The 17394-nt window shown below is 72.5% G+C and carries 14 protein-coding genes and 1 tRNA gene; 5 read left to right on the top strand and 10 right to left on the bottom strand.

Annotated elements, in window-relative coordinates; all coding sequences use genetic code 11:
* Positions 1-4: 4 nt before the first annotated feature.
* Both ACVWWH_RS16465 and ACVWWH_RS16470 read right to left on the bottom strand, forming a co-directional pair.
* Positions 5-1231, bottom strand: coding sequence for a cysteine desulfurase family protein (locus tag ACVWWH_RS16465; RefSeq protein ID WP_457317289.1), 1227 nt, complete (start codon positions 1229-1231; stop codon positions 5-7).
* A gap of 49 nt (positions 1232-1280) precedes the next feature.
* Complete coding sequence (locus ACVWWH_RS16470) at positions 1281-1958, bottom strand: helix-turn-helix transcriptional regulator (protein ID WP_457317290.1); 678 nt, start codon at positions 1956-1958, stop codon at positions 1281-1283.
* 93 nt (positions 1959-2051) lie between these two features.
* Between ACVWWH_RS16470 and ACVWWH_RS16475 the strand changes: the two genes are divergently transcribed.
* Positions 2052-2486: a hypothetical protein gene (locus ACVWWH_RS16475; RefSeq protein ID WP_169803075.1), complete on the top strand. Its 435-nt coding sequence runs from the start codon at positions 2052-2054 to the stop codon at positions 2484-2486.
* On the opposite strand, the gene ACVWWH_RS16480 is transcribed toward ACVWWH_RS16475, so the two are convergent.
* The gene (locus ACVWWH_RS16480) at positions 2461-3414 is read right to left on the bottom strand and encodes a diacylglycerol/lipid kinase family protein (RefSeq protein ID WP_457317291.1); all 954 of its coding nucleotides are present in this window, start codon (positions 3412-3414) and stop codon (positions 2461-2463) included. The two genes, ACVWWH_RS16475 and ACVWWH_RS16480, sit on opposite strands and share 26 nt — an antisense overlap.
* Before the next feature lie 72 nt (positions 3415-3486).
* On the opposite strand from ACVWWH_RS16480, the gene ACVWWH_RS16485 reads away from it, so the two are divergent.
* Positions 3487-4440 carry a J domain-containing protein gene (locus ACVWWH_RS16485; protein WP_457317292.1) on the top strand — a complete coding sequence of 318 codons (954 nt, stop codon included), beginning with the start codon at positions 3487-3489 and terminating at the stop codon, positions 4438-4440.
* Positions 4441-4475: 35 nt separating this feature from the next.
* The gene (locus ACVWWH_RS16490; protein WP_447419332.1) at positions 4476-4943 is read left to right on the top strand and encodes a tRNA (cytidine(34)-2'-O)-methyltransferase; all 468 of its coding nucleotides are present in this window, start codon (positions 4476-4478) and stop codon (positions 4941-4943) included.
* A gap of 4 nt (positions 4944-4947) precedes the next feature.
* Here the strand turns inward: ACVWWH_RS16490 and ACVWWH_RS16495 are convergent, their stop codons facing one another.
* The 4 genes from ACVWWH_RS16495 to ACVWWH_RS16510 form a co-directional block, all read right to left on the bottom strand.
* The gene (locus ACVWWH_RS16495) at positions 4948-5748 is read right to left on the bottom strand and encodes a PIG-L deacetylase family protein (protein WP_457317293.1); all 801 of its coding nucleotides are present in this window, start codon (positions 5746-5748) and stop codon (positions 4948-4950) included.
* Positions 5748-6725, bottom strand: a complete 978-nt coding sequence (locus ACVWWH_RS16500; protein WP_457317294.1) for an electron transfer flavoprotein subunit alpha/FixB family protein — start codon at positions 6723-6725, stop codon at positions 5748-5750. Before ACVWWH_RS16500 ends, ACVWWH_RS16495 begins: the two co-directional genes overlap by 1 nt.
* An 11-nt stretch (positions 6726-6736) precedes the next feature.
* Complete coding sequence (locus ACVWWH_RS16505) at positions 6737-7537, bottom strand: electron transfer flavoprotein subunit beta/FixA family protein (RefSeq protein ID WP_457317295.1); 801 nt, start codon at positions 7535-7537, stop codon at positions 6737-6739.
* A gap of 276 nt (positions 7538-7813) precedes the next feature.
* Positions 7814-9493, bottom strand: coding sequence for a trypsin-like peptidase domain-containing protein (locus ACVWWH_RS16510; RefSeq protein WP_457317296.1), 1680 nt, complete (start codon positions 9491-9493; stop codon positions 7814-7816).
* 255 nt (positions 9494-9748) lie between these two features.
* Here ACVWWH_RS16510 and ACVWWH_RS16515 point away from each other — a divergent pair, with 255 nt between their 5' ends.
* Positions 9749-11776 carry a TPM domain-containing protein gene (locus ACVWWH_RS16515; RefSeq protein ID WP_457317297.1) on the top strand — a complete coding sequence of 676 codons (2028 nt, stop codon included), beginning with the start codon at positions 9749-9751 and terminating at the stop codon, positions 11774-11776.
* 62 nt (positions 11777-11838) lie between these two features.
* Positions 11839-12630 (top strand): PspA/IM30 family protein, encoded by a 792-nt coding sequence (locus tag ACVWWH_RS16520; protein WP_457317298.1) that lies wholly within the window; start codon positions 11839-11841, stop codon positions 12628-12630.
* Between the two features lie 85 nt (positions 12631-12715).
* Here the strand turns inward: ACVWWH_RS16520 and ACVWWH_RS16525 are convergent.
* From ACVWWH_RS16525 to ACVWWH_RS16535, 3 genes are all read right to left on the bottom strand, one after another.
* Positions 12716-12789: transfer RNA gene (locus tag ACVWWH_RS16525), tRNA-Met, on the bottom strand.
* Positions 12790-12855: 66 nt separating this feature from the next.
* Complete coding sequence (locus ACVWWH_RS16530) at positions 12856-15849, bottom strand: UPF0182 family membrane protein (RefSeq protein WP_066498850.1); 2994 nt, start codon at positions 15847-15849, stop codon at positions 12856-12858.
* Between the two features lie 167 nt (positions 15850-16016).
* Entirely contained in the window at positions 16017-17186 is a 1170-nt protein-coding gene (locus ACVWWH_RS16535) for a YlbL family protein (RefSeq protein WP_457317299.1), read from the bottom strand.
* Positions 17187-17394: the final 208 nt, after the last annotated feature.

A 17394-nucleotide genomic window follows, 5' to 3' on the forward strand; every position in this document is an offset into this window, starting at 1 on the left:
GGGGTCAGCGGCGGCCGCGGGTGCTCGCGGTCTCGATGCGGCTCGGGTGCCCGGCCATGCCCGCGGCCCGGGCCTGCTCCACCGCGGGGCCGATGGCCTTCAGGAGGGCATCGACGTCCGCCTCGGTCGAGTTCCAGCCGAGGCTGAACCGCTGCGAGCCGCGCGCCTCCTCCTCCGAGCGGCCCATCGCGAGCAGCACGTGGGAGGGCCGCGGCACCCCGGCCGTGCAGGCAGAACCGGTGGACGTGGCGATCCCGGCCATGTCGAGCAGGAACAGCAGCGAGTCGCCCTCGCATCCGGGGAACGTCACGTGTGCGACCCCGGGGAGCCGCGCCGGGGATTCCCCACGCTCGGCGGGACCGCTCACGACGGCGTCGGACACCTCGCGCTCAATTCCCGCCAGGAGCCTGTCCCGCAGCCCTGCGAGCCGCCGGGCCTCCTCGGGAAGGCGGGAGACGGCGTCGCCCGCGGCGACCGCGAAGGCGGCGGCACCCGCGGCGTCGAGCGTGCCCGAGCGCAGGCCGCGCTGCTGGCCGCCGCCGTGCAGGAGGGGCGTGAGGGCGACGTCGCGGCGGACCGCGAGCGCGCCGGTCCCCACGGGGGCCCCGAGCTTGTGGCCGCTCACGGCGAGGGTGGCCAGCCCGGATCCTGCGAAGTCCACGGGGAGGTGCCCGAAGGCCTGGACGGCGTCCACGTGGACGGGCACGCCGTGGGCCGCGGCGAGGCGGACGGCCTCGTGGACCGGCTGGACGGTGCCGACCTCGTTGTTGGCCCACATGAGCGCCACGAGCGCCACCGAGCCGGGGTCCTGCTCAAGCTCCGCGCGAAGGGCGTCCATGCTGGTGACGCCCGCCCGGTCGCAGGGCAGCCACACGGCCTCCGCACCCTCGTGCGCCTCGAGCCACTCGACGGTGTCCGCGACCGCGTGGTGCTCCACGCTCGAGCAGAGGATGCGCCGGCGCCGCGGGTCCCCGTCATGTCGGGCCCAGTACAGGCCCTTGAGGGCGAGGTTGTCCGCCTCGGTTCCTCCCGAGGTGAAGACGATCTCGGTCGGGTGGGCCCCGAGGGAGGCGGCGAGCGATTCGCGGGCGTCCTCGAGCACGCGCCGGGCGGCCTGCCCCGCGGCGTGCAGGGAGGACGGGTTGCCGCCGCGGGCGATCTGGCCCGTGTAGGCGGCGAGGGCGGCGGGGGTCACGGGCGTGGTCGCCGCGTGGTCGAGGTAGACAGCCACATCTCCACTGTAGGCGCCGCGGGCGCAGGCTCCGCCCGGCGGCCTCGCCTCAGGCCGTTCGCGGGACGATCCGGGCGCAGCACGCGTGGCCGCCAGCGCCCGGTTCCACGGCCTCGACCGCGTGCTCGGCGTCCGCGCACCCGGCCAGCGCGCCGGCGAGCAGGGCGCCGTTGAGGCTGCAGACCACCTCGCGGTGCCCGCGCGAGAGGCGGTGGAAGGGGCAGTTGCCCAGCTCGATGGATCCGCCCTCGCCCGGCACCGGGTCGTAGCCCGTCGCGCCGAGGACTGCGCCGATGCTCCCGTACTCGGCTCCGAGGGCCTCCCCCGCCTCCCGGCCCACCGCGGCGAGGGCCTCGGTCATGGGCGTGCCGGCCGCCATCGACCGCTCGGCCGCCGCGGCGAGGAGGTCGCCGGCCAGCTCATAGGAGCGCTCGGGCACCGCGGCGACGACCTCGGTGAGGGCGGCCTCGTAGAACTTGGAGGGGCGGCCGGACCCGGGCCCGCGCCGTTCGGACGGCTTGGCGAACGTGGCGGACAGCACGCCGTCGTCCACGAGCCGGTCGAGGTGCGCGGCCGCGGCCGCGCGGGAGACACCGAGCGCGTCGGCGGCCTCGTCGCGCCCCACAGGCCGCCCGGCGGCGCGGACGTAGAGGTAGAGCGCACGACGCCGGTCCTCGCCGAGCGCGGCCAGCGCGCCGAGGCGCTGGCGCCAGGTGGGTCCAGCCATACACCCATCCTACATCCAAAACTGGGATCCATTGTTTTAGATCCGAAAGGAGTCTAAAATTCGAAACACCATTTATATCGAAGGGAGAAGGCCATGTCCGCCACCTCAGCCTCGCACCACGGACGGCTGCCCGGAGCCGGCGGCGCAGCGCGCCGCGTGCGCTCGCTCGCCCCCGCCGACCAGGCGTACCTCATGCTCAGGACCCTCTATGTCGTGGCCCCGATCCTGTTCGGGCTCGACAAGTTCTTCAACCTCCTGACCTACTGGCCGGACTACCTCGCCCCGGTTGCCACCGCGATCGTCCCGATCGGCGCCCAGACCTTCATGCACATCGTGGGCATCGTCGAGATCGTCGCCGGCCTCCTCGTGGCGTGGACCCCGCGCTGGGGATCGCTCGTCGTCGCGCTGTGGCTCGCCGGCATCATCGCGGACCTGCTCGTGCTCGGGCACGGCTTCGACGTCGCGCTGCGGGACTTCGGCCTGCTCGTGGGAGCGCTCGCCCTCAGCCGGCTCGCCCGCCGGGCCTGACGGCGGGGTCGGGCGCCGGGGCTGCGAGGACGGCCAGGGCGCGGGGAACCACGCTGATGTCCACGGCCCCGGAGGCGACCCGTTCCCCGTCCGCGTAGACCACCAGGCCCGGCGCGGCCAGCCGCACGCTGTGCGCCGTGCTGAGCCCAACGGCCCGGTGCCCCACGTGGGCTCCCCGGAACACCTTCGGGAAGACAGCGAGGAAGGCCGGAACGGACAGGGGGCCGACCACGAAGAGGTCCAGCGCGCCGTCGTCCGCCCGGGCGGCGGGCGCGACCCGCATGCCGCCGCCGAGCGAGGGTCCGTTCGCCACCGACACGAGCATGGCCCGCTGGGTGCGGGCCACACCGTCGACCGTGAGGTCGAACGGGATGGGCCGGAAGGAGACGAGCTCGCGCAGCACGGCGAGGACGTACCTGGCCCTGCCCCGCGGCCAGCACCAGGCGTTGGCGCGCTCGTTCACCCGCGCGTCGAAGCCGGCCGAGGCCACGGCCACGTAGTGGCGCCGCCCCCCGGCCCAGTCGATGCGGCCGAGGTCGAGGCGGCGCGGGCCGGCCTCGAGGGCCGCGAGGAGCACCTCCACGGCCGCCGGCACCGAGTCGAGCGGGATCCCGAGCAGGCGCGCGACGTCGTTCCCCGTCCCGGCGGGGATCACCCCGAGGGGCACGGCCGTGCCCACGAGGACGTTGGCGACGAGGTTGACGACGCCGTCGCCGCCCACCGCGACCACCGCGTCGGAGGCGGGCAGCGCCGTGGCGACGGCCTCGGCGAGCTCCGCCGCGCTCTCCCGGCGCAGCTCCGTCACGGCCACCCCGCGCGAGCGCAGGGCCGCCGCCGCCTCGCTGCCCCGCCGGCCCCCGAGACCGGCGTGCGCGGCGGGGTTCACGGCGAGGGTGATCCTTGCGGGAGAGGCCTCGGGAAGGGTCATGTGCGCGATTATCACAGCGGTCCCCCCTCCGTGCGGGACGGCGTGCCCGGCGTCCGCCCCTACGATGGACCCATGCCCGCGCACGTGCCGTCCCACTACGAGGTGCTCGGCGTGCCCGTGACCGCGAGCGAGGGCGAGATCCGCCGCGCCTACCGGCGCGCCGCCCGGGCGCACCACCCCGACCACGGGGGCGACGTCGTCGAGTTCCGCCGGGTGACCCTCGCCTTCGAGGTGCTCTCCGACCCGCGCGCCCGCGCAGCCTACGACCGCAGTTATTTCACGTCCTCGCCCCAGCGGGAGGGGGGCCGCCCCGCGGAAGGTGCCGGCGCGGCGTCGTCCGCCGAGGGCCGCCCCGGCGCGGCCGGCTTCACCGCGAGGCCGGCCCCGCGAGCGGGCGGCCAGCGGAACCCGGCGGGCGAGCCGGCTGTCTACGTCCCCCCGTTCGAGCCCGGCACGGTGCCGCTCCTGCCGGCCGCGGTCGCCGCACGGGCCGAGCACGGCGTGCCCCGCCGGCGCGGACTGTTCGGGGCCGAGGCGAGGATCCAGCGCGAGGAGCGCACCGCCGCGCTCATCCGACGGCGCATCCTGGGCACCATCCCCTCGGCGCGGCTGCTCAACGGGCTGCGCTCCCCCCGGGACGCCTCCCACGTGGCGCACGCCGTCCTCGCCGGCTATCGGCTCGCCCTCGTCGACTCGATGCTCGTGCCCCGGGGGAACTACGCGTGGGACGGCGCGCACCTCATCCACGGCTCCCGCACCGTGGCGCCACCCCGGCTCGCCGAGCAGGTGCGCGACTTCCAGGACGTGTTCGGCGAGCTGAACGTGCAGGGCTACATCCTCGTCCAGACCCCGGACGAGAACCCGCATGAGCCCGTCATCGACGTCCGCCGCGGCGCGGGCGCCCTCGTCGAGCCGCTCAACGCCTCCAAGTTCGTCCGCGAGCTCACCTTCTTCCTCTCGTCCGGGCCGCAGCCGAACGTGGTCCTCGTCCCGGCGCTCGCCCGGCTGCTCACGGGCCTGCACTGACGGGAGGGCGCCCGGGCCCGCCTAGGATGGAAGGCGTGTTCCGCATCCTCTTCTACACGCCCGAGATCCCGGGCAACACCGGCAACGCCATCCGGCTCTCCGCCGTGACCGGCTCGCACCTGCACCTCGTCGAGCCGCTCGGGTTCAACTTCGAGGACGCCAATCTTCGCCGCGCTGGCCTCGACTACCACGACCTCGCCCACGTCACCGTCCACGCAACGCTCGAGGACGCCTTCGCGGCGCTGCTCCCCGCGCGGGTCTTCGCCTTCACGTCCCACGGCGACACCCCGTTCGCCGACGTGGCGTACGCGCCGGGCGACGTGCTCTTCTTCGGGCCCGAGTCGGTGGGCCTGCCGCAGGAGGTCCTCGACGATCCCCGGGTCACGGCGCGCGTGCGTCTGCCGATGCTCCCGTCGCGGCGCTCGCTCAACCTCGCGAACTCCGCCTCGATCGCCGTGTACGAGGCCTGGCGGCAGAACGGCTACGCCGGCGCCCAGCTCTGAGAGCTCAGAAGCCCGCGATCGTCTCCGGGTTGTTGACGGAGACGACGTGGAACTCCTCGGCGGACGCACCCGGGGCGAGGCCGGCCTCGCGCGCGGACTCGCGCATGCGCGAGCGCACCGATTCCTCCATGGCCGCGACGTCGGGGTGCTGGCTGATGTGGATCTGGAGCGCTGCGATCTTCGTGTCCACGAAGCCGCTGACATCCGTGTAGTGGTTGGTGCGTTCCCGGGGTCCGGCATACAGCCACAGCCACGGGAGCCGGTAGGCATCCAGGCCGGCCTCGGCCAGCTCGGGGTACGCGTACGGATTCTCGAGGGCCGGGTACACCGCCCGCGTGACCGCCTCGCCGCACGCGAGGTGGTCGGGGTGGGACTTCTGGATCCGGTCCCAGTTCCGCTCGGGGTGCATCGCGAGCACGATGTCGGGGCGCACCCGCCGCACGAGCTCGACGACGTCGCGCATCACCTCGTGCGTGGGCTCGAGGTACCCGTCCCGGTAGCCGAGGAAGTGCACGTCGGTGACGCCGACGAGGGCCGCGGCACCGCGCTGCTCCTCGTGGCGCATCGCCACGATGCCCGCGCGGTGCTCGGGCTCGAAGCCGCCCGCGTCGCCGTCGGTCATGATGCAGTAGTGCACCTCGACCCCGGCCGCCGTCCAGGCCGCGACGGTGCCGGAGACGCCGAAGTCGAGGTCGTCCGGGTGGGCGCCGAACGCGACGACGCGGCGCACCCGGTGGCGCTCCGGGTCGAACGGTCCCGCCGCCCCGGAGGCGCCGCGGGCGCCGGCGGTCTCGGCAGGGGCCATCAGCCGCGGCGCCGCTTGATCTCGGCGGTCGCCTGCGGCAGCACCTCGAACAGGTCGCCCACCACGCCGAAGTCGGCGATCTCGAAGACCGGCGACTCGGGATCGGAGTTGACCGCGACGATGACCTTGGCGGTCTGCATGCCGGCCTTCTGCTGCACGGCCCCGGAGATGCCGGCGGAGATGTACAGCTGCGGCGAGACGGTCTTGCCCGTCTGGCCGACCTGCAGGTCGTGGCTGACCCAGCCGGCGTCAGCAGCAGCGCGCGAGGCGCCGACCGCGCCGCCGAGCGCATCGGCGAGCTCCTCGACCGGCCCGAAGTCGCCGTCCGTCCCGCGGCCGCCGGCCACGACGACGCGCGCCTCGGTGAGGTCGGGGCGCCCCGAGCTGACCTTCGCGGCCCGGCCCGTGACGCGGGCGGAACGCGTCAGCGCGTCCGCGGGCACTGCTACCGGGGTGACGGCGGCGGCGCCGGGGGCCGGCGCGGCGGGGCTCCCGAGGTCGAGGTTCGCCTTGAGGGTCAGGATCGAGACCGGGCTCGTGGCCCGCGCGCGGTCCTCGTAGGAGCCCGCGAGGACGGACTTGTGGGCCGTGCCGTCGGGCTCGAGGCCCACCACATCGGTGATGACGCCGGCGCCGAGGCGCACGCCGAGCCGGGCCGCGGTCTCCCGGCCGGTCGGCGAGTTGTCGAGCAGCACGGCGCGGACCGGCCGGCCCTGCGCCTCCGAGGCAGAGACCACCTCGGCCAGCCACGCCGCGGTGGGCCCCACGAGGTACTCGGACAGGTCGGCCCCGTCGGGGACGTAGGCGGCGGCCGCGCCGTTCTCGCGCAGCTGGACGAGAACGGCCTCGCCGACGGGGGCGGTCGCGGCCACGGACACCGTGCCGAGGAGGCGCCCGGCGGAGAGGAGTTCGAGCTGGGACTTCTTCAGGGACTCCCCGACGCCGTCGAGGACCACCAGGACATTCGCTTCGGTCATTGCCTTCTCCCTCAGATGAGCTTCTGCGCGGCCAGGAAGTCGACGAGCTTGACGCCCGCGTCGCCCTCGTCGGTGATGATCGTGCCGGCGGCGCGCGGCGGGCGCGGCTGGGCCGACTCCACGGCGGTGAGCGATCCCGCGGCGCCGACCTGGCCGGCGTCGAGCCCGACCTCGGCGAGCGAGAGCGTGGCGATCTTCTTCTTCTTGGCCGCGAGGATGCCCTTGAAGTTGGGGTAGCGCGGCTCGTTGGCCTGGTCGGTGACGGAGACGAGGGCGGGCAGCTCGGCCTCCACGGTCTCGGTCACGCCCTCGCCGTCGCGCTGGATCGCCACGGTGCGGCCCGAGACCTCCAGCGAGGACGCGAACGTCAGCTGGGGCAGGCCGAGGTGCTCGGCGAGCTGGGCCGGCACGAGGGAGGTCTCGCCGTCGGTCGAGGCCATGCCGGTGATGACGAGGTCCACGTCGCCGAGGGAGCGGATCGCAGTGGCCAGCGCGAGCGAGGTGGCCCACGCGTCCGAGCCCGCGAGCGCCTCGTCGATGAGGTGCACCCCGGAGCTCGCGCCGATCTGGAGGGCCTTCTTCAGCGCGTTGGCGGCGTCGGGGCCGCCCATGGTCAGCGCGATGACCTCGTTGCCGCCCTTGTCGCCCCCGCGGGCGTCCGTGAGCTGCAGCGCGGCCTCGAGGGCGTACTCGTCCAGCTCGGAGAGGATGCTCTCGGAGCGGTCGAGGGTGCGCTCAGGGCCGATGTGACGGTCGAATTGCGCATCAGGGACGTGCTTGACCAGCACGACGATCTTGAGGGTGTCTCCCACGGTCCAAGGCCTTCCATGCTCGCGTACGTGCCACGGGCGGGGACCGTCCGTGGCAGGTGCGCCCGGATCGCCTGCGGGCGCAACTGCGCCGCGCGCGGCGTGCATGCCGGGCACGCCCTAGCTAACCACACGCGCCGCCGAATGCGCTGCCCCAGCCCGACTCTGTGTCCCTGTGCGGCCCGGTCCTCGAGCCGGGGACTCCCCCGACGGCCGACGGCGCGCCCCGGCTCAGTGCCGGGGCGCGCCGTCGTGCGGGGTTCGGGAAGGGGCGGTGGGCTACTGGGCGGCGCCCACCGTGACGTCGATGTCCTGGGACTGGCCGTTGCGCAGGACGGTCACCTTGACGGTCGAGCCCGGCGCCTGCTCGTGCACCGCCGCCGTGAGCTCGGAGGCGTCGCCGATGGGACGGCCGGCGAACTTCGTGATCACGTCGCCCTGGTGGATGCCCGCCTTGTCCGCCGCCGAGCCGGAGGTCACGGACACGACCTGGGCGCCGGTGGAGAAGGCCGAGCTGGTGCCGCTGGCGGACTGGGACTGGACGGAGACGCCGAGCTGGCCGTGCGTCGCCTTCCCGTTGGCGATCAGCTCATTGGCGATGCGGTGCGCGTAGTTCGCGGGGATGCTGAAGCCGACGCCGATGTTGCCCGACTCCGAGCTGCCGCCGGAACCCGACCCGGTCGAGGCGATCGCCACGTTGATGCCGATCAGCTGGCCCTGGCTGTTGACGAGCGCGCCGCCCGAGTTGCCCGGGTTGATGGCCGCGTCGGTCTGGATGACGTTCAGGCTCACAGTGCTCTGGGCGGACTGGCGCTGCGCCTGGCCGCCGCCGGGGGGCGCGAACTGGAAGCCCTGGCCGCCGTTGTCCTGCGAGTTGTCGCCGCCGTTGGGCGCCGCCGAGGACTGGACGGAAATCGTCCGGCTGAGGTTCGAGACGATGCCGTCCGTGACCGTGCTGTCCAGGCCCAGGGGGGCACCGATCGCCACGGCGATGTCACCGACGTTGAGCTTGCCGGAGTCGCCGAAGGTCACCGGGGTGAGGTTCGCGCCGTCGACCTTCACGACCGCGAGGTCGCTGAGGGGATCCGTTCCGACCACCGAGGCCTTGTAGACCGAGCCGTTGTTCGCGCGGACCTCGATGGTCGGATTCGCCACCTGGCCGTCGAGGGTCACGACGTGCGTGTTCGTGAGGATGTGGCCCTGGTTGTCCAGCACGACGCCCGACCCGGTGCCCGAGGAGTTGCCAGAGGAGACGCCGATCGTCACGACGCTCGGGGAGGCCTTCGCGGCGGCCGCGGTGACGGCGTTCACGCTGTCCTGGTTGTTCACGATCACCGGGCTCGAGTCCTGCGACTGGGACGCGGAGCTCGTGAGATGGGGGGCCCAGAGGCTCGCCGTCCCGGCCGCGACTCCGCCGCCGACGAGGCCCGCGACGAGCATGCCGCCCACGAGCACTCCGGTCCCCCAGCGCCCCTTCTGCCCGGGACGCTGGCTCGCGGGGCGGAAGAACGAGTTCCCCTGGTTGCCCGGGTGGCCCTGCTGCCCATACTGCGGCTGGCCGTAGGGCGCCGGCCCCTGCGGGGGCCCGTACAGCGGCGCACGCTGCCCGTACTGCGGGGCCTGCTGGCCGTACTGCGGGGCCTGGGGCCCATAGTGCGGGCCGTGCTGCGCGCCCTGCTGGGGGCCCTGCTGGCCGTACTGCGGCGCACGCTGGCCGTACTGCGGGGCCTGCTGGCCGTACGGCGGAATCGGCTGGGTGGGCTGGTCCTGGTGGGGGCGCGGGCCCTGAGGCTGCGTCGGCTGCTGAGAGGCGGGGCCCTGCGCCTGCTGGCCGCCCTGCTCCCTCCCCGGCTCGCCGGCAGGGGGAACCGCCGGCTGCTGCACGGGCCCACCGGCATGGTCGCGGGGGTCGGGGGCTCCCGAGCCGGACTGTGCCGGACGGGGATCGCTCTCGTTCATCACTGATGTCCTTTCCCTGAACTCCTTATCCACTATGGTCCCCCAAGCTGTGCTGGACGCTTCTGTTCTCTGGAAGCTTGCTGGGAGTCCGCCGAAAGAGATCCCGTTTCACTCCCGGCGCAGTGCCCGCCCGTGCGGGCCACTGCGGGCACCCCTAGAATCAAGGTACGTGAGACAGCCGCCGGCGGCGTGATGCGCTGCCGGAAGCTGCGCGGAGCGGGGCCTACGCCCCCGAACGAGGCGAAGGATTAGCGCATGCGCTCGACCGTGAAGACCCTCCTTGCCGGCCTCGCGGCGGCCTTCCTCCTGCTCGTCCCGGCCACGGCGCCCGCCTGGGCCACCGACCCCGTGACGATCCCCTCCGGGACGAACATCGTGGATCCCCAGGGTGCGCTCGGACCGCGGAAGGGCGAGGTCCAGAAGGCGATCTCGGATCTCCTCTCCCAGCACCGCGTGAACCTCTACGTGGTCATCGTGGACTCCTTCACCAACCCGAGCGACCGGACGGCCTGGGCCCAGGCTGTCGCGAAGAACACGGGCATGGGCGGCTCCGACGTGCTCCTCGCCATCGCAACGTCCGGGCAGTTCCAGCTGGTGGCGAACACCCAGAACGCTGCTGTCTACCCGAAGGTCCCGGCCATCGCCCAGAACGCTGTCACGCCGAACCTCGCCGGCGGCAAGAAGGACTACGCCCAGGCAGCCATCGACACCGCCAAGGCCACGGGCGATGCCGCCGCCGGGGGCAGCGGGAACGTCTCCTCGGGCTCGGGAGCGGTGCCGTGGCTCGTGGGCGGCGGCGTGGTGCTCGTCGGGGCCGGCGCCGCGTACCTCATCTCCCGCAGGCGCAAGGGCTCGTGGGCCCAGTCTCCGGACCAGGCCCGGTCGGCCCAGGGCGAGCCCGACCCGCTCGCATCGCTCAGCGTGGACGAGCTGCGCACACGGGCGGCCGGGCTCCTGGTCCGGGCCGACGACGCGGTCCGCTCGAGCGAACAGGAGCTCGGCTTCGCCGAGGCCTCCTACGGCTCGGACGCCGTGGGCAACTTCACCCGGGCCCTCGCCGAGGCCAAGGCACACCTGGCCGAGTCCTTCAAGCTCCAGCAGCAGCTTGACGACCACCTCCCCGACACCGAGGCGCAGCAGCGCCAATGGCTCGGGGACATCATCCACCGCTCCGAGGCGGCCATCGCTTCGCTCGCGGAGCAGAAGGCCGACTTCGACGCCCTCCGCGAGCTCGAGCGGAACGCCCCGCAGGCCCTCGCCGAGGTCGCCACCGGCGCTGCTGAGGCCGAGTCCCGCCTCGCCGCGCAGAAGGAGACGCTGGCACGCCTTCAGGCTGCCTACGCGGAGTCCGCCGTCAAGCACGTGGCCGACAACGTCACGCAGGCCCAGGAGCGCCTCTCGTTCGTCGCGAACGCCTCCGGCACGGCGCGGGAGAGGCTCGGCGAAGGGCAGACGAGCCCAGCGGCCGTCGCGGTGCGGGCGGCCGAGGAGGCACTCCACCAGGCCCGGGTCCTCCTCGAGGCGATCGGCAAGGCAGCCACGGCCCTCGATGATGCACGGGCCAAGGGAGACGCCGCCCTCGCGGACACCCGGGCCGACCTCGCCCAGGCCCGGGCCCTGGCCGGGCAGGGTGACCACCCCGAACTCGCGGGTCCGATCGCCGCTGTCGAAGCAGCACTCGACACTGCCCAGCGCGAGATGACGGCCGAGAAGCCGGATCCGATCGCCACCCTGCAGCGCATCGAGGCGGCCCACACCCAGCTCGACACGGCCCTCACGGGCGTCCGCGACCGCGAGCAGCAGGCCCAGAGGGCCGCTGCGTCCCTCCAGCAGGCCATCCAGTCAGCCCAGGCCCAGATCGGTGCCACGAGCGACTACATCGCTGCGCGCCGCGGCGGCGTCGGCACAGAGGCCAGGACGCGGCTCGCTGAAGCCCAGCGGAACCTCGACTATGCCCTCTCGATCTCGCGCACGGATCCCACCACCGCGCTTGCCTACGCCCAGCAGGCCAATGCGCTCGCCGCGCAGGCCGCGCAGCTCGCCCAGCACGATGTCGACCAGTTCGCCGGCTGGGGCGGCGGCCCGGGCGGCGGCGGAATGTTCGGTGGCGGAGGCCTGGGCGGCGCGGTGCTGGGCGGGATCATCATCGACTCGATCCTGCGCGGAGGCCACCACGGCGGCGGTGGCTGGGGCGGCGGCGGGTTCGGTGGCGGCTGGGGCGGCGGAGGGGGCGGAGGATTCGGCGGCGGAGGCGACTTCGGCGGCGACGGCGGCAGCTTCTAGGCCGCACGGGGGAACGCAGAGGCTTTCCACCAGTGACTTTCAACCACACGAAAGGGAGCACCATGGCAAAGCAGTCCATCTTCGGGCGCATCGCACAGCTGGCCAAGGCGAACATCAACACGCTGCTGGACCAGGCGGAGGACCCGCAGAAGATGCTGGACCAGATGGTCCGGGACTACACGAACAACATCGCCGAGGCGGAGGCGGCCATCGCCCAGACCATCGGCAACCTCCGGATGCTCGAGGACGACCACGCCGAGGACGTCAAGGCAGCCCAGGACTGGGGCAGCAAGGCCCTCGCGGCCTCCCGCAAGGCCGATGAGTTCCGCGCCGCCGGCAACACCGCGGACGCGCAGAAGTTCGACAACCTCGCGAAGGTCGCCATCCAGCACCAGATGTCCTCCGAGAACGAGGCGAAGGCCGCCGAGCCGACGATCGCGACCCAGAACGAGGTCGTCGAGCGCCTCAAGACCGGCCTCGACCAGATGAAGGGCAAGCTCAACGAGCTCACGGCCAAGCGCAACGAGCTCGTGGCCAGGGCCAAGACCGCCCAGGCCCAGACCCAGGTCAGCGATGCCCTCAAGAGCATCGACATCATGGACCCGACGAGCGAGGTCGCACGCTTCGAGGAGAAGGTCCGGCGCGAAGAGGCCAGGGTCCGCGGCCAGCAGGAGCTCGCCGCCTCGAGCCTCGACGCCCAGTTCAACCAGCTCGAGGACCTGGGCGAGCAGACCGAGATCGAGGCGCGCCTCGCAGCCCTCAAGCAGGGTGCCCCTTCGGCAGCCCTGGGCACCGGAACCGGCCAGCCCGCCGCGGCCCCCGCCGTCGAGGAAGCCGACGCCGACAGGCGCTGAGGCGGACGGGAGCCTTGCCGGGCTGCGGCACCGCGGACATGCAGTGAGGCCCCGGACCAGATGGTCCGGGGCCTCACTGTGGGAGTTGCGGGGGCAGGATTTGAACCTACGACCTCTGGGTTATGAGCCCAGCGAGCTACCGAACTGCTCCACCCCGCGGCGTGCCTTCAACTTTAGCAGCGGGGCGGACGTCGGCCAAATCCTGCCGGGCCGTCCGCCGGGTGCCTACTTGCTCGGCGTCGGACTCGGCGCGGGGCTCGCGGTCGACGAGCCGGACGTGCCGCCGCCGGACCCTGCGATCTTCGCCTCGGCGTCCATCGCCCGCTGCACGGCGGCGCTCAGCTTCTGCTGCGCGTCGCCGTAGGCCGCGAAATTGCCCGCCGCGAGCGCGGCCTGTCCGTCCTTGATGGCCTGGCTCGCATCCTGCAGGGCTGCCTGCAGATCCGCCTGGGCTGTCTGGGACGTCCCCGTTCCGCCGGACGGCTGCGGGCTCGGGGTCGCGCCGGCCTGCCCGTTGTTGCCCGAATCGCCCGCCTTGGCGCCCGAATTCCCGCCGAAGAGATCGTCAAGCGCCTTGTCCAGGGTCGGAGCGAAGCCGATCTTGTCCCCGAAGGCCACGAGCACGCGCTGGAGGGTCGGGTAGGAGGTCGAGCCCGTGGACTTCACATAGACGGGCTGGACGTAGAGCAGGCCCCCGCCCACGGGCAGCGTCAGGAGATTGCCGTTGAGCACCTCGGAGGCGCCCTGACGCAGGAGGTTGAGCGCCTGGGAGACGTTGGTGTCCGAGTTGAACGTGTTCTGCACCTGCCCCGGGCCCGGGACCGATGTGTCGGTCGGGAGTTTGAGCAGCGTCAGCTTCCCGTAGTCGTTCCCCTTCACGCCGGCCTTGTTCCCGGCATTGGAGTCCGCGGCGAGATAGCCGTACATGACCTCCCGGGAGGACCCGCCCTCGACCGTCTGGGGGATGAAGCTCGAGGTCAGCTGGAAGGACGGGGTCTGCTGGCCCGGCATCTGCAGCGTCATGTAGTACGGGGGCTGCTTCACGCCTCCGGACTTCACGGTCGGATCGTTGGGCACGCTCCAGACGTCGTTGTTCTTGTAGAAGTCGCCCGGATCGGTCACGTGGTACCGGGTGAGCAGCTCCCGCTGGACCTTGAACAGGTCCTCGGGGTAGCGCACGTGGCTGATCAGGCCGGCGGACATGTCCGAGATCGGCTTGACGGTGCTCGGGAACACCTTCTGCCAGGCCTTGAGCATCGGGTCCTGGTCGTCCCAGGCGTACAGCGTCACCGAGCCGTCGTACGCGTCCACGGTCGCCTTGACCGAGTTGCGGATGTAGTTGACCGTCGCCTGCGGCAGCTGGCTCGCGCGCCCCGCGGCCGTCTGGGAGTCGGCGGTGATCTGCTGGAGCTGCTGCTGCTGCGAGTACGGGTAGTACTGGCTCGTCGTGTAGCCGTCCACGATCCACTTCACGCGTCCGTCGATCACGGCCGGGTAGGCGTTCCCGTCGATGGTCAGGTACGGGGCCACCTTCTGCACCCGGTCGCGCGGGTTCCGGTCGTACAGGATCTGGGAGTCCTGGTTCACGCCGTCCGAGAAGAGGAGGTCGGTGCTCTGGAACTTCATCGCGTACATGAGCTTGTTGAAGATGTTGCCCACGTTCGGGCCCCCGTTGCCCGAGAAGGTGTACTGGGTGTCCCCCGCACTGCCCTGGGGCTTGTCCTGCTCGCGGGGCTGGGTCCCGGCGGGGCCGCCGACGACCGAGTAGTCGGGCGAGTACTCGCCGAAGTAGATCCGCGGCTGGTACGTCGAGTCGGTCCCCAGCACCCCGGTCGAGGGGATGCTCGACTCCATAAACACCGGCTTGCCGTCCACCGTGGCCGTGTTGCCGTAGGCGGCCACGACGCCGTAGCCGTGGGTGTAGACGATGTGGTTGTTGTACCAGGACTGCTGGCTGGGCGAGAGGCCCTGCGAGTTGAGCTCGCGCACCGCGATCACGGTGTCCTGGGTCTTGCCGTTCACCGAGTAGCGGTCCACGTTGAGCGAGGGGGCGAACTGGTAGTACGGCCGGTACTGCTCGAGCTGCTGGAAGGTCGGGGACACGAGGGTCGGGTCGAGCAGCCGGATGCTGGCGGTGGTCTGGGCGTCCTGACGCAGCGCGCCCGGGGTCGCATCGGTGGTGGCCTTGTAGTCCTGCACCTGGACCTTGTCGAGGCCATAGGCGGACCGCGTCGAGTTGATGTTCCGCTCGAGGTAGGGGGCCTCGGCGCTCTGCTCAGAGGGGCGCACCTGGACCTGCTGGATGACCCAGGGGTAGACACCGCCGGCGAGGATCCCGGTGATCACGAGCATGGCGGTGCCGATGAGCGGCAGGCGCCAGCGCCCGATGACCGCGGCGACGATGAACAGGACCGCGACGATCGCGGCGGCCACGGCGAGGATGGCCTTGGTCGGGATGACCGCGTTGACGTCGGTGAAGAGCGCACCGGACACCCGGCCCGAGGAGTCGAAGACCGCGCTGTAGCGGTCCAGCCAGAAGTTGACGGCAATGAGCAGCAGGAGCGCCGCCCCCGAGATCGCGAGGTGCAGCTGCGCCGCGCGGGCCATGTAGACCCCGCTCTCGCTGATGCGGATCGACCCATAGAGGTAGTGCGTGAGGACGCCCGCGATCCCCGCGATGACGACGACGCCGAGGAGGAAGCCCACGACCGTGCCCAGGAAGGGCAGGGTCATCGTGTAGAAGCTGATGTCGAGGTGGAACTGCGGGTCCTGCACCCCGAACCCGACCTGGTTGAAGAAGAGCGCGGCCTTCTGCCACTGGCTCCCTGCCGCCGCCCCGGCGAAGAGGCCGAAGACGATCGGCACCGCGGCCATGACGATGCGCCGCACCGGCTCGAGCTGCTCCTGGTAGCGCGCCATCGTGTCGTGGCTGGACGGATCCGGGGCGTACACGGGGCGCGCCCGGTACGCGGCCCGCATCACGCCGTACACCGCCCCGGCCATCACGAGCCCGGCCACGAGGAAGACGGCGGCCCGGATGGCGTTCTGCCGGAGGAAGACCTGCAGGTAGCCCAGCTGCTGGAACCACAGGATGTCCGTGTACACGCCGGAGAAGATGACGAACCCGACCGCGATGACGACCACGATGACGATCGTCGGAATCAGGGCGCCCCGACGGCGGCGGAGTGCGGTCGGTCTGCCTTCGGGGCGGGATGTCACGGCGTACCTCTTGCTCTGGGCTCGATGGGTCGGCGCCCGGCTCCGCGGACACGCATGCGGAGCACGGCGCTGCTCTTAGTCAAGCACGCCTGACGCGGGACCACAGTTCCCCGTGCCGCGCGGGTGCGCGATAACGATTCGGCCTCGGCTCGGCCCCGCAGGCTCCGTCAGCCGGCGGTGCACTGCGGCAGGGACGCAGGGGCCCTGCCCTGCGCGTAGGCCTCCACCGCGGAGCGCGCCTCCCTGAGGGTGGAGACCTTGACGACCGCGAGACCGTCGGGGATGTGCCCGACCACCTCGTTGCAGTTGGCCGCGGGCGCCAGGAAGAGTGTGGCACCGGCAGCGCGGGCGCCGACCAGCTTCTGGTCGATCCCGCCGATCGCGCCGACCGACCCGTCGGGGTCGATGGTCCCGGTCCCGGCGATGTTCTTGCCTCCGGTGAGGTCTCCCGGGGTGAGCTTGTCGATGATCCCGAGCGCGAACATCATGCCTGCGCTCGGGCCGCCGACCCGGTCCAGCTCGATCTGGACGTCGAACGGGAAGCTGTAGGTGTAGCGGATGCCCACACCCAGGATCCACCTGCCCTGGTTCTGGGCGGGCGTCACCGTGGCCGTCGCCGGCGCTCCCCCGCGGTCGACCACCACCTCGACCGGGGCGCCCTTCCCCGCGGCGAGGGTCTGCTGCACCACGGCGAGGGAGGTGGCCTTCTGGCCGCCGACGCTGACCAGCTTGTCGCCCACCTTCAGCTTCCCGGAGGACGGCGACCCGTCGGCGATCGAGGCGACGTTGAGCTGCTGGTCGTACTGGATGCCCAGGGCGCCGAGCGCGGCGGCGACCGACGTCTGCTCCGAGTCCTGCATGAGCGAGGCGTTCTCGTCCGAGACCTGCTGGCGCGTGGTCCCGGGCGGGTAGACGACCCGCTGGGGCAGGATGCCCTGCGAATGGTCGAACCACGAGCGCGCAAGGTCGATCAGGCCGACGTCGCTGTTGGGCCCCCCGTTGACGTACACCGTCGTGAGGTCGAGGGAGCCGCTGGCCGGGTACGAGGGATGCCCGCTGATCGAGATGACGTCCTTGCCGCCCGTCTGGCCGAGGGTGTTGTACGCCGGTCCGGGCGACTCCACCACGTAGGGAACCGGGACGGAGACCACCGTGGCGCCCAGCACGAGCGCCGCGAGGCCCGAGGTCACCGCGGCGAAGGTGCGGCCGCTGCCCGCCGCCTTCGGGGAGCGGGCCGCGCGGGGTGCGGCCGCGCCGTCCTCGGCCCGGCCCTCCTCCGGCCGCCCGCCGTCCGGCTGCCCGCCGTCCTTCTCGGGAACTGCGGGGGGATTGACCACGTCTCGCGCCGCCTTCCAGGTGCTCGCACCGCCTCGCACCGCCGGGACCGGCGGACGCGGCCGCCGCGGACCTCCGCGGCGGCACGCCCCAGCCTACGATGCCGCGGACGTGTGCGCCGTGCAGGGCGGTGTGCCGTCAGCGAAAGGGAGCCGCCCGCCGGAGACACGTCGGCGAGCACCGCGGTACCGTGAGGATGTCCCTACCACC

It is taken from the genome of Sinomonas sp. RB5, assembly GCF_054063535.1.